Here is a 14,688-nt window from a genome sequence, read left to right as displayed (position 1 = left end):
AATCATGGCTGACAAGTCCCCCCGTCAAGCAGCATCCAAGAAGTCCGGCAAGTCCATCAAGGAAAAGCGCGCTGACAAGAGGGCCGCCGCGGCGCCGCCCAGCTCCCTCGACAAAGTGACCGCCGCCAAGACGGCGAGCCCCAAAAAGAAGTGACCGGTTCCCCGAACCACCTCACCCTCGGTGTCCTGGCCACCACACGCAAGCCGGACGAACGCCGCCTTCCCATCCATCCCCGGCACTTTGAACGCATTGCCCCGGAGCTCAGGCAGCAACTGATCCTAGAAGAAGGCTACGGCGAGCGCTTTGGCGTTTCGGACGCCCACTTGGCCGGTCTCGTGGGCGGCATCGTGCCGCGGGCGCAGCTGTTGGCCGAGGCCGACGTCGTACTGCTGCCCAAGCCGCAGCCGGAGGACCTCGCTGAATTGCGCGACGGGCAGGTCCTCTGGGGCTGGCCGCACTGCGTCCAGGATGCGGCGATCACCCAGCTGGCGATCGACAAGAAGCTCACGCTCATCGCGTTTGAGGCGATGAACCACTGGGCCAGCGACGGCGGCTTCGGCCTGCACGTCTTCCATAAGAACAACGAGTTGGCTGGCTACTGTTCGGTGCTGCATGCCCTGGCCCTGAGCGGCACCACGGGGGACTACGGCCGCCGGCTGAGCGCCGTCGTAATCGGTTTCGGCGCCACCGCCCGCGGCGCCGTGACGGCCCTCAACGCCCACGGCGTCCACGACGTGCAGGTGCTGACCAACCGCGGAGTCGCCGCGGTGGGTTCACCCATCCACTCGGTGCGGATCGCGCAGTTCGACCACGACAATGAGGCGCCGTTCCTGAGCGAAGTCATCACCGAACGGGGCCGGGTGCCGCTGGCGCCCTTCCTCGCGGAGAGCGACATCGTGGTCAACTGCACCCTGCAGGACCCGAACGCTCCGCTGACCTACCTGCGCACCGAAGACCTGGACGCTTTCCGGCCGGGCAGCCTGATCGTGGACGTGTCCTGCGACGAAGGCATGGGCTTCAGTTGGGCGAAAACCACCACCTTCACCGAGCCCATGTTTACGGTAGGCGACCACATCGACTACTACGCGGTGGACCACAGCCCGTCCTACCTCTGGAACTCGGCCAGTTCCGAGATCAGCGAGGCGCTGCTGCCGTTCCTGGAGACTGTGCTCGCCGGGCCCGCAGCCTGGGACAGCAACGAAACCATCCGCCGCGCGATTGAAATCCGCGACGGCGTGGTGCTCAACCCGGATGTGCTGGAGTTCCAGCAGCGGCAGTCGGGGTACCCGCACCTGCCCGTGGCCGGCTAGCAGCTTCGCGCCGCACCCGGTTTTCTGCTCCGTTTCCGGACAGCCGCTACGCCGATCCGCGTAGCGGCTGTCCGTTTTCGGCGCGAAAAGTCGTAGCCGGCGCGGAAAGCTTAGGCCGGGACGATCCGGAGCAGGCGCCGCCGGTCCTTCAGGTCCACCTTGAGCGTCAGCTCGCCACGCCGGGCCAGCACGACGGCGACCACCGCGGCCGCCAGCGCGGGCACGCCGCCGGAAACCAGGATCGCCGTGCGGGGATCCAGGTGCTCTGCCAGCCATCCCATCAGCGGGCCGCCGATCGCCTGCCCGCCGATCAGCACCATGATGTACAGGCTCATGACCCGGCCGCGGATTCCCATGTTGGCGCTGACCTGGACGAGCTGGTTGGCCGCGGTGAGGAACATCAGGCACCAGAAGCCGGCCAGCACCATGGCCGCACCGAACCACTCCCTCGAAGGTGCCGCGGCGGCCAGGCAGAGCATCAGCCCGTACATTCCTGCCCCCAGCATGACCGAGCGCAGCCGGAGCTGCCGGCGCCGGGCGGATGTGATGGCCCCGGCCAGTGCCCCGAGTGCCACCAAAGAGTTGAGCAGCCCGTAGCCGCCCGCACCGGCGTGGTACACGTGGTCGGCGAAGGCCGCCAGCAGCACCGGCAGGCTCATCGCGAACACCGCGACGAAGCCCGCCATCAGCCAGGGCCAGTAGATCGTGGGCTTGGCCAGGGCGTAGCGCAGCCCCTCTTTGAGCATGCCCTTCCGTTTGGCGGCCGGCAGCGTGAGGTGCAGCTCGTCCCTGCGCAGGACCAGGAGCATCGTCAGCGTGGAACAGCATGCCACCGCATTGGCGGCGAACGCCCAGCCCGCCCCCACCGCGCTGAGCAGGACCCCCGCAACGGCCGGGCCGATCAAGCCGCCGAGCTGGAAGATGGTGGAGTTCACGCTGATGGCGTTCCGCAGATACGCCGGGCCCACGAGTTCGTTGACGAAGACCTGCCGCGCCGGCTGGTCCAGCACCGTGACCAGACCCAGGACCAGCGCGATCGTGTAGACGTGCCAGACCTCGATCCGCTGCGTCAGGGCCAGGCTTGCGAGGGTTGCCGCCAGGACCGCGGCCGCGCACTGGCACAGCACCAGGATTTTCCGCTTGGCGAAGCGGTCGGCCATCATGCCGCCCCAGGGGCCCAGAAGAAGCGAGGGCAGGAACTGCAGGGCCACGGTGACGCCGACGGCGGTGACGGAACCGGAGAGCTGGAGCACCAGCCAGTCCTGGGCGATCCGTTGCATCCACAGGGCGACCACCGCGATGAAGTGCCCGACCGCGAAAATCCGGAAGTTGCGGACCTTGAGTGAAATGAAGGTGTGCCGCCACGGCAGCCGCTCACTGACGACGCCGACCGGCTGGGTGACAGGTGGCAGCGAGAGCTGCGCGGGGTGGTCATGCTGGGAATCGGCGGCCTGGAGAGGCGGAGGGGGTGGCACGGAAGATCCTCAGGGGAACGGGGCCTACGGGAGTTGGCTTAACGCTAAGCTAGCCGCAATCGATAATGGAAGGCTATTCCGCGCATAACTAGCATCACGAAACGCAATGGACTGGGGGCGATGGTGGACCGAGCAAGAGACGCACTGACCGGGAGGCCGCATGTTTGAACCCGCCCAGCTCCGCTCCTTCCTGGCGGTGGCCGAGACGCTGAGCTTCACGAGGGCGGCAGAACGCCTCGGGCTGGCGCAGCCGACCGTCAGCCAGCACGTCAGGAAACTGGAGGCCGCGGCCAGGCGCACCCTGATAGCCCGCGATACCCGCGATGTGCGCCTGACGGACAACGGCGACGCCATGGCCGGCTTCGCGCGCAGCATCCTTGCCGCCCACGATTCCGCCGCCCGCTACTTCTCCGGATCGGCCATGCGCGGCCGGCTGCGCTTCGGCACAGCGGACGACCTGGCGATCACCGGGCTCCCCCGGATCCTGCGCGAGTTCCGCCAGATCTACCCACAGATCAACCTCGAACTCACGGTGGGCCAAAGCGACCAGCTCTACAAACGGCTCAATGCCGGCCAGCTGGACCTCGTCTTCGTCAAGTGGGTGGCCGGGGCCAAGGACGGCACCGTGGTGCAGCAGGACTCCTTCTCCTGGGTGGGGCTGGAGCAAACTGTCCTGGACCCGGGCAATCCGGTGCCGCTGATCGCCTACCCCGCGCCCAGCCTGAGCAGGAAGCTGGCCATCGACGCCCTCGAAGCCACCGGCCGGACCTGGCGCATCACCTGCACCACCCGGCAGATCAGCGGCGTGCTCGCCGCCGTCCGGGCAGGCATCGGCGTCGCCGTGATGCCGTCCTCTCTGGTTCCGGAGGACCTGAAAATCATCACCCGGCGTTTCGACCTGCCGCCCGTCGGCGACGTCGACTTCACCCTGATTCGCAACCCGCTGGCCAACACGGAGGTCATTGAAGCGCTCACCCAGACCATTGTTGGCCGGGCCCTCAACCGCTCCACCTAGCTCGCCTACCCGGGTACCTACTCAGCCGGGACCCGGTACCTACTCCCAAATTACTCGGCCCGACGGGTCGGTACGCACCCATTGAACACAGGTGGTACTTGCCCTATCCTGACCTTGTTGAAGGTCAAGCAGAGGCCCGCCACCACTATTCGAAAAACGAACGCTCTCCCCTGTCGCTCCGAGCGGCAACGGCGGAAAGCGCTCGGGATAGGCCAGCAATGACGCCAGCCATAAACCACCCCCACCCCACAGTGCGGTCCAGCCGCCCGCTGAATGCCGCCCGGCCCCTGGCGGCAACGGCACGCCTCGAGAGCGTGCCGCACCCCGGCCTCGGCCGGCTCGACCCGCACGCCCCCCTCGCCCGGAGCGACGACGACTTCGTCGGGATCCCCTATTGCGAGCGGTGCGGGACCGATGAGTTTGTGTACCTCGAGACGTTCGTCCCCGCCAAGCACCGCCGGGATGGCTCCGTCAGCAGACTGGGCGAGGTCACCTACTTCTGCTCGGGATGCGAGGACTTCTCAGCGCACGCCGTCCCGGCGTCCTGGGTGCCGCCAGGCTGGTACCTAGGCTGAGAACTGCACCCGGGCTGCTGGAACCGCACGCCCCTTAAACGGCCATCGCCGCCGCTCCCGCACCTTGGTGCGGTTGCGGCGGCGATGCTGTCTGCCGGGAAACTCTACCTGCCCCGGCGGCGCCACGGCCCGGGAGAACTAGGCCGGGCCCGGAGAGTCAGACCAGCCCGTCCGAGAGGTGGTTGGCGGTGCCGAAGCGGTGCGCCGTGATGCTGACGGCCTGCTCGTGCAGGAACGGCAGCAGCTCCACCCGCCCGGCCTCCGTCACCGGGTGGGAGTAGACGGCCAGGTCGGGACGGCCGCCGGTGGCCTCTGCCAGCGCCTTCGCGTCCCCGCCGATCAGGCGGATCCGCGTCACGGACGGCTTAGCGGCCCCGGCGAGCCGGGCCACGGAGGTCAGCCAGTCGGCGTCGTTCTCCACCGTGATCGCGATGCCCAGGCCGGAGAATACGGCGCGCAACTGGGACGGCAGCTCGACGGCGCTGGTCACCGCGAGCTTTGATCCCGCCTGGACGCCGGCGGCAACGGTCCGGACGAGTTCGCCAAGCGGTTTCCCTTCGGAGAGGCGCACCGTGACCGGCAGCGGGCGGTAGCGGAACACGTTGCGTTCGGCGCTCAACCCGGAGACGTCCTTGGCGGTGCCGAACTCCCCGGCCCAGGCCACGGCATCGGAGGCCAGCGAGCGCTGCAGCGGGGCCAGTTCCTCGGCGGTCAGGAAACCCTTGGCCGCGTCCTCGATCCGGCGGACGCCGGAGTGCAGCGGAGCGGGGGCCACCGCCCCGGTCTCGGCTGCGGTGCTGGGCTTGCTGACCCATTCGCCGAGTCCGGCGAGGTAGTTGGGGCCGCCGGCCTTGGTGCCGGCACCCACTGCGGACTTCTTCCAGCCGCCGAACGGCTGGCGCTGCACGATCGCGCCGGTGATGCCGCGGTTGACGTAGAGGTTTCCGGCCTCGACGGTGTCCAGCCAGAGTGCCAGTTCGTCCGAGTTGAGCGAGTGCAGGCCGGAGGTCAGGCCGTACTCGATCTGGTTCTGGATCGCGATGGCCTCCTCCAGGGTCTCGGCGGTCATGACGCCGAGCACCGGGCCGAAGAACTCGGTGAGGTGGAAGTAGGACCCGCGCCGGACACCGTGGCGCACACCCGGGCTCCAGAGCTTGCCGGAGTCGTCCAGCTGCTTCGGCTCCACGGCCCAGGCTTCACCCTCGCCGAGGGTGGTCAGCGCATTGAGGAGCTTGCCGCTGGCGGGTTCGATAATCGGGCCCATCTGGCTGGCCGGGTCTTCCGGGTAGCCGACCTTGAGCGAGGTCACGGCGTCGATCAGCTGGTTGTGGAAGCGCTTGGACTTCGCGACGGACCCCACGAGGATCACCAGGGACGCCGCGGAGCACTTCTGGCCGGCGTGGCCGAAGGCGGAGTAGGCAACGTCCTTCGCCGCCAGGTCCAGGTCGGCGCTCGGGGTGACGATGATGGCGTTCTTGCCGCTGGTTTCGGCCAGCAGCGGCAGGTCCTTGCGGAAGGAGCGGAACAGTTCGGCTGTCTCGTAACCGCCGGTCAGGATGACGCGGTCCACGACGGGGTGGGAGATCAGCTGCCGCCCGAGCTCACGCTCGCCCAGTTGCACCATGGTGAGCACGTCGCGCGGTACGCCGGCCTCCCACAGGGCCTCGATCATCACGGCGCCGCTGCGGCGGGCCTGCTTTGCCGGCTTGATGACGACGGCGGACCCGGCGGCGAGTGCCGCGAGGGTGGAACCGGCCGGGATGGCCACCGGGAAGTTCCACGGCGGCGTCACCACCGTCAGCTTCGCCGGCACGAAGGTAGCGCCGTCGACGTCGTCGAGCTTGCGGGCCGACTCGGCGTAGTAGTGCGCGAAGTCCACGGCTTCGCTGACCTCGGGGTCGCCCTGGTCGATCGTCTTGCCGGTTTCGCTGGCCATCACCTCGAGGAGATCGGCGCGGCGGGCTTCGAGCACGTCACCGGCGCGGTGCAGGATCTCGGCCCGCTCGGCGCCGGAGAGGGCGCCCCAGGCCTTGCCCTTCTCAAGGGCGGTATCGATGACGGCGTTGAGCGTTGCCTCGTCGTTGATCGTGGCTGCTTCGACGGCGGCATTGCCCAGGGTCGACGTCGCCACGCGGCCCAGGATGGCACGGCCCCAGTCGCGGTTCGCGGGCAGCGACGGATCGGTATCCGGGGTGTTCTCGAACGAGTCGTGCGGCATCGGCGCGGCCGGAAGGGCACGGTTCTGCCGGCGGTTGGGGGCCGGGACCTCGTCGTCGAGCTTGGCGAGGGAGGCGAGGAAGCGCTGCTTCTCACGCTCGAAGAGGGATTCGTTTTCGCTGAGTTCGAAGACCGCGGACATGAAGTTGTCCTGGCTGGCGCCCTCTTCGAGGCGGCGGATCAGGTAGGCGATCGCGACGTCGAACTCGGCCGGGTGGACCACCGGCGTGTAGAGCAGGAGCGAGCCGACGTCCTGCTTGACCGCTTCGGCCTGGCCCTGGGCCATGCCGAGCAGCATCTCGAACTCGATACCCTGCTGTGCGGTATCCGCGATGCCGCGCTGCTTGGCCAGCAGCCAGGCGAAGGCGATATCGAAGAGGTTGTGGCCGGCGACGCCGATCCGGATGTTGCGGATCCGGTCCGGGCGCAGCGCGTAGTTGATGACGCGCTTGTAGTTGGTGTCCGAGTCCTGCTTGGTGCTCCAGGTGGCGAGCGGCCAGTCGTGCAGCGAGGCTTCGACCTGTTCCATCGGCAGGTTGGCGCCCTTGACCACGCGGACCTTGATGGCGGCACCGCCGTCGGCGCGCCGGGCGGCAGCCCAGTCCTGGAGGCGGATCATGGCGGCGAGGGCGTCCGGCAGGTACGCCTGGAGCACGATGCCGGCCTCGAGGTTCTTGAACTCGGGCTTGTCCAGGATCCGGGTGAAGACCGCGATGGTCATGTCCAGGTCCTTGTATTCCTCCATGTCCAGGTTGATGAACTTGGCTTTCTGCCCGTCGGTGGCAAAGGATGCGGCGCGGGTGAAGAGCGGGGCGAGCTTTTCGACCACGTGCTCCACGGCCTCGTCGAAGGCCCAGGCGGAGTGCGGGGCCACGGTGGAGGAAACCTTGATCGAGACGTAGTCCACATCGGGCCGGGCGAGCAGGGTGTGCGTGCCTTCGAGCCGGCGGGAGGCCTCGTGTTCGCCAAGCACGGCCTCGCCGAGGAGGTTGACGTTCAGCTTGATGCCGTCCTTGCGGATCTTCGCGATGGCCGGGCCCAGCTTGGCGTCGGTGGCGTCGACAATGAGGTGGCCGACCATTTCGCGGAGCACCCGGCGTGCGATCGGGATGACCACCCGGGGCAGTGCCGGGGCCATCGTTCCGCCGAGGCGGACGGCGCTGCGCATGTACCACGGCAGGAACGCCGGGACTTTGGGGGCGAGGGCGGCGAGGTTGCGGGCGGCGACCTGCAGATCCTCGGGGCGCACGACGCCGTCGACGAATCCGACGGTGAAGTCCAGGCCGTTCGGGTCCTTCAACACACCGGCGAGCTGCGCGGCGGAGGCGTCGACGGGGACCTTGGCTGCCGCCGTGAGCCAGCGGCGGACCAGCGAGATGGCCTCCTCGGCGAGGGCTGCAGCCTCAAGCACGGGCGAGCCTTCCGAAACGGCGGCGTGCGTGGCTCCCTTGCCCGCGTGCGCGCCGGCGTTCAGGCCGGATTCCGTTGAGGTGTTGGTCATGGTGGCACTCGTTCTTTCTCAATATGTGGACCGTTCTTGAATCAGTATGCGACCGGATTTTCATAAGATAAAGCGATGTTTTCCGAGCAATACTGGTTAGGAAAATCGCACGTTCCAGCGCCCCTCCCCCACCTCGGGCACACCAACGGCGAACCCTCCCCCACGAGGTGAGGGAGGGTTCGCCGGAATTGGGCCGGATCTGACGGAGCACCCGGATAAGGGCCGCAGAACGTGAGGGAGCGTAGGCGGTTTAGCCGACGTGGCGGTGCATCTCCACGGCTTCTTCATGCCGCGGGCTGTCCGGGTTCATCAGCGAGTGCTTCCGGCCGTAGCCGAAGTAGATGGCCAGCCCGACGACCAGCCAGACGCCGAACCGGACCCAGGTCTCCCAGTGCAGCTGAAGCATCAGGAACGCGGACGCGAGCATGCCGAAGAGCGGAACCACCGGCATGAAGGGCAGCCGGAAGGTGCGCGGGGCGTCCGGACGTTTGTAGCGGAAGATGATCACGGAGAGGCAGACGACGACGAACGCGGCCAGGATGCCGATGTTCGTCAGGTCGGCCACGGCCTTGATCGGGAAGACGCCGGCCAGCACGGCCGAGGCCACGCCCGCGATCCAGGTGACGCGTTGCGGGGTGCCGTGCCGGTCGGTCTTGGCGAACCAGCCCGGCAGCAGCCCGTCGCGGCTCATCGAGAACCAGACGCGGGTGACGCCGAGCAGGAAGGTCAGCATGACGGTCAGGATGGACAGCACGGCGAAGACGGAGATGATCGTGGCGATCACCGGCAGGCCGACGCCGTTGAAGGCGGACGCGAAGCCGGCCTTGGGATCGATGTCCTTGTAGTTCTGCATGCCGGTGAGGACCAGGGTCGCCGCGACGTAGAGGAGCATGGCCACGATCAGGGACAGGATGATCGCCTTCGGCATGTGCTTCTTGCCGTCCGTGGCCTCCTCCGCAGCCGTACTCATCGCGTCGTAGCCGAACACGGCAAAGAACACGGTGGCGGAGCCGGCCAGCACCGGGCCGAAGCCGCTGGGCATGAACGGGTTGTAGTTGTTGGTGTTGATGTAGAAGATGCCCAGGCCGATGATGAACAGGATCAGGACGACCTTGATGGCGACGGCCACGAGCTCGAAGCGCCCGAAGGTCTTGGTGCCGCGGGAGAGGATCCAGGTCACGAGCAGGCAGACGGCAATCGCGGGGAGGTTGACGATGCCGCCCTTGCCCTCGTCGAACGTGGAGGTCATCCAGGTCGGCATGTGGATGCCGATGCCGGAGAGAAACGCGTCGAAGTAGCCGGAGATACCAATGGCCACCACCGCCACGATGGCAATGTATTCCAGCAGCAGGTCCCAGCCGATGAACCAGCCGATCACCTCGCCCAGGGCCACGTACCCGTAGGTGTAGGCCGAACCGGCGCGGGGGATCATGCCCGCGAATTCAGCGTAGGACAGGGCGGCGGCCGCGGAGGCCAGGCCGGCGATCAGGAAGGAGAACAGCACGGCGGGGCCGACGCCGGGTTCACTCTCGCTGCCGTGGGCGACCAGGCCCGCGAGCGAGAAGATGCCGACGCCGATAATGCCGCCGACGCCGATGGCCGTCAGCTGCCAGAGGCCAAGGCTTTTGAACAGGCCGCTGTGCTTGTTCTCTTCTTCGATGTCGTCGATGGGCTTGCGCCGCATGATTGATTTGGTTAAATCTCTGGTGCTCATCAGGGTCTCCTGCTCGGAAGTGGCGCCCATCAATCCACCCTGTGATGGGGGTAACTCAGTGACAACAGTATGCAAGCCCGATTGCATTAGATAAAGTGAATTCTCCTAATCAATAACCATTAGAATTCACAAAGGAATAGCGATGCTCGACGTCCGGCGGCTGCGCCTCTTGCGCGAACTCAAGATCCGGGGCACCCTCGCCGAAGTCGCCGAAGCGTTGCAGTACAGCCCGTCCTCGGTCTCGCAGCAGCTGGCGTTGCTGGAAAAGGAAGCCGGCGTCGAGCTCCTGCGGAAGACGGGCCGCCGAGTGCAGCTCACCCCGCAGGCCGAAGTGCTGGTCGCCCATACCGCCCAGCTGCTGGAAACCCTGGAGCAGGCGGAGGCCGATCTCGCAGCCTCGCTGACCACCGTGACCGGAACGGTGCGGATCGCCGTCTTCCAATCCGCGGCCCTGGCCCTGATGCCCGATGCCCTGACCCGGATGTCCGCAAGCTATCCGGAGGTCCGGATCGAGATGATCCAGCGCGAACCCGAAACGGCCCTGCATGAAACCTGGGCGCGGGACTTCGACCTGGTCATCGCCGAGCAGTATCCGGGCCACGCGGCACCCCGCTACGCCGAACTGGACCGGATCCGCCTGACCGGCGATGCGATCCGGCTGGCGGTGCCGCCCGCTTCCCCGGAGCGTCCAGCCGTCACGTGCCTGGCCGACACCGCGGGGATGTCCTGGGTGATGGAACCCCGCGGTGCGGCGTCCCGGCACTGGGCCGAGCAGGCCTGCCGGAGCGCGGGGTTCGAGCCGGACGTGCGCTTTGAAACCGCCGACCTGCAGGCCCAGATCCGACTCATCGAGTCGGGCAATGCTGTGGCGCTGATGCCGGATCTGGTCTGGACCGGGCGAGGCACGACGGCGCAACTGATCGACCTCCCGGGGGACCCGCACCGCACCGTCTTCACCTCCGTCCGCCGCTCCAGCGCTACGCGCCCGGCCATCCTGGCGGCGCGGGAGGTCCTCGCCGAGACGGCCGCTTCCATCGCCCCCGCGGCCTGACACGGGCCTCCTCGGCGGTGTTTCCTGGCTCACAGCGCGCCGCGTGCGCCGGCGTTAGACTGGTGACGTTATGAATCGCACAATGTTCAAGTCCAAAATCCACCGCGCCACGGTCACCCACGCGGACCTTCACTATGTCGGCTCGGTCACCGTGGACCTGGACCTGCTGGAGGCCGCCGACATCCTGCCAGGCGAACTCGTGGCGATCGTTGATGTCACCAACGGTGCCCGGCTTGAGACGTACACGATCGCCGGCGAGCGCGGCTCCGGTGTCATTGGCATCAATGGCGCGGCCGCTCACCTGATGCACGAAAATGACATCGTCATCCTGATCACCTATGCCCAGATGACCACGGAAGAGGCCAAGGCCTACACCCCCAGGGTGGTCCATGTGGACAAGGACAACAAGGTGGTCCAGATCGGCAGCGACCCCGCGGAGGGCCACACCGCCGGCCTGATGCGCCCGCCGCACGCACTGAACAACGCCGCGCTGAACTAACGCGCCAGCCGCAGACCCCGCCGAAAGTTCCCGGGACGCTCCCGCGCGGACAGGTTCATGTCGCCCCGTTGCCAGCCCAGAAGGATTGGCGGGAAAAATCTGATTATTGTGGGACGGTGCCTGACACCCTTGACCCGACCACGCCGTCACGGACTGCCGCATGCTAGGCGTCCTGGCCGGCTTCTTCGTCGTCTGGTTCATCATCCTGGTCGGCATGTTCGTCGGCCGGCGCAACATTCTGGGCGATAACGCCCGCTCCGTCCTGAGCGCGCTGACGTTCTTCGTGGCGAGCCCGGCCCTGCTGTTCGAGACGCTCAGCAAAGCCAGGCTGAACGACGTCTTCGCCGCTCCGCTACTGGTGACGGCGGTGGGGGCGGTCACGACGGCGGCCATCTACTTCGGCGTCGTGCGCCTTCTGCTGAAGCGCTCCCTGCCCGAAGCCCTGGTCTCCTCCATGAGCGCGTCCCTGGCCAACTCCGCCAACCTTGGCATTCCGATCGCCGTATATGTCCTGGGTGACGCCAGCTATGTGGCGCCCTTGTTGATCTTCCAGCTGGCCTTCTTTACGCCTCTGTTCCTCATGCTCCTGGATGCCACCACTAGCGCCCACCGGACAACGCCGCTGAGTTTTGCCCTGATGATCCTGCGGAATCCCATGATCGTTGGCTCCGGGCTCGGGCTGCTGGTGGCCGGGACGGGCTGGGAGGTTCCGCAACTCATCTTGCAGCCCATCCACCTGATCGGAGGCGCCGCGATCCCGGCCATGTTGTTGTCCTTCGGCATGAGCCTGAACGGCTCCCGGCCGCTGCAGGCCTCGGCGGAACGCCGGACCGACACCCTGCTGGCCAGCGGTTTCAAACTCATCGTCCACCCGCTGCTGGCTTTCCTCTTCGCCCGGTTCGCCCTTGGCCTGCAGGACCAGGCACTCTTCGCCGTGGTGGTGACCTCCGCGTTGCCCACGGCGCAGAACGTCTTTGTGGTGGCCAACCGGTACAGAACCGGGCTCACCGTCGCCAAAGACACCGTGCTGATCACCACCGTGGTGGCCGTCCCCGCGATGATCGGGGTGGCCCTGCTCCTCGCCTGAGAAGCACCCGGCGCGGGCGGACGACGGCGCCCAGCACCTGCATGCTCCTTAGCCCGGGGCAGTAGCCACTGAGATGCTGTAGGGCGGCAGCGTTATGGTGGCGTGCCTGTCCGTGCCTACGCTGGTGCTCACCGGCGGGTCATTCGGGTCCGGATACCCTCCGTTGCCCCTGCCGTGTGACGGGTTCCACTTGTACTGCTCGGCCGAGTACTGGTCGAGCTCCAGGCCGCCCTTAACAACCTGGGAGTTGCCGTCTTTTTCCTGCATCAGCCGGACGGTGATGGCCCGTTTGGGATCCTTGTTGAACAGGAGCACGCTGAGCTTGCCGTCGGGGCGTCGCACCGTATAGGCAGTGACCAGCTCCTGGCCCTTCGCGTTGCGCACGTCACTGGTGGTCTGGAACATGGTGTGGCTGCCGGTGCCGGCCTCCAGCCAACTGTGGTTCACCAGCCTGGCAGCTTGGTAGGCGGCCACGGGCCGGATTTCCCACTCATCGTAGAACTGGAACAGCATCAGGTTGCCCCGCGTATCGCATTTCTCGCCGACTTCGTCCTGGAACACCCAGTTCGGCTCAATGCCGTAGAAGTAGCTGCTCTCCCCGCCCATCGCCAGGAACATGGCGGACGTTTCCGCGTTGACTATGGCGCCGGGCAGCTCCAGTTCGACCTGTCCGACAAACGAGGAATAGCCGTACTCCGTGATGACCTTGGGAACTTCGGCGGGCAGGCCGGCATCCTCCTCGCGTTTGAGCAGCCGCCTCAGCAACTCCGGGTTCTGCGGCAGAGTCCCGGCGGGGTCGGCACACACATTATCGAAGGGGTACCACTCGAAGGAAAAGAAGTCGAAGTCCGACATTGCGTCGCGGTGCCGCAGGTAGGAAACAAAGCGACCGGTCCAGGACCGGACCCCCTTGTCGTCCGGCCAGTGCACCCAGTCGGGCAGTGTGGTCTGGTAGCCCGGGCCGCCGAACTCCAGGGACGGGTTCACAGCCCGCATGGCCGCGGCCATCTGGACGTACAGCGCCCCGTAGTGCTCCGGCTGGGCGAGCTGACCGTCCGGTTCCTCACCGATCTCAATCCGTTTGATCGGATAGCCGCGCTTACCGAGGTAGCGGGCCAGGGCCGCCGCGTCGTCGGGCGTTCCGTACAGGGCCGGAACCGGGACCATCATGGGCTCGTCCTTGGTAATCCCGCTGGCAAAAAGCCGCTCGAAGCTGGCGTGCTCATAATCCTTGTCGATGTCGTCCTTGCTGTGCCACGGGTCCGTCGAGGAGGTCCACATGACCGTTTGCCGTTGGGACGTCCGGTGCCGAACGTGGTCGAGGAACGCACCGCCTTGCTGCTGCCCGATATAGATTTCTCGCACGGCCACCCCCAGCCGGTCGCGGATGTCGCGGGACCCAGCAGGGGCGGTGTTCGAGTCCGCAGTGAACAGGATGCGCACGTATTGGGCGTTTATCGGCGTGGAAGCGATCCGTACCGTCTGGGTCCCCCCGGTTCCCTGCTGCACGGCCTGCGGGAAGTCACGCCAGGTGCCCTTGTCAACGGGGAAGCGCGCGTCGCGGCCGGTCCAGTACTGCACCTTGAACCGGGTGGCGTACGGGGTACCCCAATCGAAGCGGACGGTGTCCATCGGCAGGGCCTGCGGGAACTCAACCATGATCCACTGCGGATTGAGGCTGTCAGGTTCTCCGGTGAAGTGGGCGTCCAGGTAGGGGTTGCTCTTCCAGAAGGTGTCAACGTCGCCGTCGTTCAAGCGGGAGTGGCCGCTGTTCTTTCCTTGATCGATGGTGTTGCCGCGCCGGGGAAGGCGGTAGCCGTACGAGACCCCATAATCTTCCGCGGGCTCGGACGAGGACGTCCAGTACCCCTGCTCCTTGTCCGGCTGGCTCCACGTCCCGTGCGGGTTCCAGTGCCACGCCTTGACGCCCAGTTCGGTGCGCAGCCGGTAACTCACCGGGCCGAATCCGGCTGACTTCATGGCTTGGACATTCGGTGGCGACCACACCCGGTCGATCTCGTTTTCTTCGAGGCCGTCGACGCCGACCCCCATGGCGCGGTGGCCATCGAACTTGTTCACCGGATTGTCCATCTCGATGCTAATGATGCCGTCGGCGTGCGGAAGCGGCTCTGGCCCCGCGCCCCGCATTGCGACGGTCGAACCAAGCCAGAGACCCACCGCAGCGAGGGCCGCCACGGAGATCATGGTTGCACGCCGAGATGGTCGAAGAGTCCGCTTCTTAC

11 protein-coding genes are annotated in these 14,688 nt (G+C 66.8%); 7 read left to right on the top strand and 4 right to left on the bottom strand.

The features are described from left to right. Positions 1-4: 4 nt before the first annotated feature. Together AC1DBD_RS00105 and AC1DBD_RS00100 are read left to right on the top strand one after the other, a co-directional pair. A complete protein-coding gene (locus AC1DBD_RS00105; RefSeq protein ID WP_441416564.1) occupies positions 5-154 on the top strand; it encodes a hypothetical protein in 150 nt (49 codons plus the stop codon). Further along, positions 151-1,311, top strand: a complete 1,161-nt coding sequence (locus tag AC1DBD_RS00100; RefSeq protein ID WP_476981144.1) for a N(5)-(carboxyethyl)ornithine synthase — start codon at positions 151-153, stop codon at positions 1,309-1,311. The genes AC1DBD_RS00105 and AC1DBD_RS00100 overlap by 4 nt, the downstream gene beginning before the upstream one ends. A gap of 110 nt (positions 1,312-1,421) precedes the next feature. Here the strand turns inward: AC1DBD_RS00100 and AC1DBD_RS00095 are convergent, their stop codons facing one another. Beyond that, on the bottom strand, positions 1,422-2,786 hold the full coding sequence (locus tag AC1DBD_RS00095) for an MFS transporter (protein WP_441416562.1): 1,365 nt from the start codon (positions 2,784-2,786) through the stop codon (positions 1,422-1,424). Positions 2,787-2,946: 160 nt separating this feature from the next. Between AC1DBD_RS00095 and AC1DBD_RS00090 the strand changes: the two genes are divergently transcribed. Together AC1DBD_RS00090 and AC1DBD_RS00085 are read left to right on the top strand one after the other, a co-directional pair. Then, entirely contained in the window at positions 2,947-3,801 is an 855-nt protein-coding gene (locus tag AC1DBD_RS00090) for a LysR substrate-binding domain-containing protein (protein ID WP_441416561.1), read from the top strand. 218 nt (positions 3,802-4,019) lie between these two features. Then, on the top strand, positions 4,020-4,376 hold the full coding sequence (locus tag AC1DBD_RS00085; protein WP_441416560.1) for a hypothetical protein: 357 nt from the start codon (positions 4,020-4,022) through the stop codon (positions 4,374-4,376). A 157-nt stretch (positions 4,377-4,533) separates the two neighbouring features. Here AC1DBD_RS00085 and AC1DBD_RS00080 read toward each other — a convergent pair whose 3' ends face one another. Together AC1DBD_RS00080 and AC1DBD_RS00075 are read right to left on the bottom strand one after the other, a co-directional pair. Continuing rightward, positions 4,534-8,094 carry a bifunctional proline dehydrogenase/L-glutamate gamma-semialdehyde dehydrogenase gene (locus AC1DBD_RS00080; RefSeq protein ID WP_476981143.1) on the bottom strand — a complete coding sequence of 1,187 codons (3,561 nt, stop codon included), beginning with the start codon at positions 8,092-8,094 and terminating at the stop codon, positions 4,534-4,536. Between the two features lie 250 nt (positions 8,095-8,344). After that, a complete protein-coding gene (locus tag AC1DBD_RS00075) occupies positions 8,345-9,808 on the bottom strand; it encodes an amino acid permease (protein WP_441417821.1) in 1,464 nt (487 codons plus the stop codon). Positions 9,809-9,950: 142 nt separating this feature from the next. Between AC1DBD_RS00075 and AC1DBD_RS00070 the strand changes: the two genes are divergently transcribed. The 3 genes from AC1DBD_RS00070 (at position 9,951) to AC1DBD_RS00060 (ending at position 12,445) form a co-directional block, all read left to right on the top strand. Then, complete coding sequence (locus tag AC1DBD_RS00070; RefSeq protein ID WP_441416558.1) at positions 9,951-10,859, top strand: LysR substrate-binding domain-containing protein; 909 nt, start codon at positions 9,951-9,953, stop codon at positions 10,857-10,859. Between the two features lie 70 nt (positions 10,860-10,929). Then, a complete protein-coding gene (gene panD / locus AC1DBD_RS00065; protein ID WP_476916903.1) occupies positions 10,930-11,358 on the top strand; it encodes an aspartate 1-decarboxylase in 429 nt (142 codons plus the stop codon). A 160-nt stretch (positions 11,359-11,518) separates the two neighbouring features. Further along, positions 11,519-12,445, top strand: coding sequence for an AEC family transporter (locus AC1DBD_RS00060; RefSeq protein WP_476925534.1), 927 nt, complete (start codon positions 11,519-11,521; stop codon positions 12,443-12,445). A gap of 48 nt (positions 12,446-12,493) precedes the next feature. On the opposite strand, the gene AC1DBD_RS00055 is transcribed toward AC1DBD_RS00060, so the two are convergent. Next, positions 12,494-14,650, bottom strand: a complete 2,157-nt coding sequence (locus AC1DBD_RS00055; protein ID WP_476925535.1) for a discoidin domain-containing protein — start codon at positions 14,648-14,650, stop codon at positions 12,494-12,496. Between the last annotated feature and the right edge of the window lie 38 nt (positions 14,651-14,688).

The sequence above is a fragment of the Arthrobacter sp. 10T419 genome, assembly GCF_056394105.1.
The sequence above is the reverse complement of the archived record's forward strand: the minus strand, read 5'-3'. Positions and strand labels throughout refer to the sequence as shown.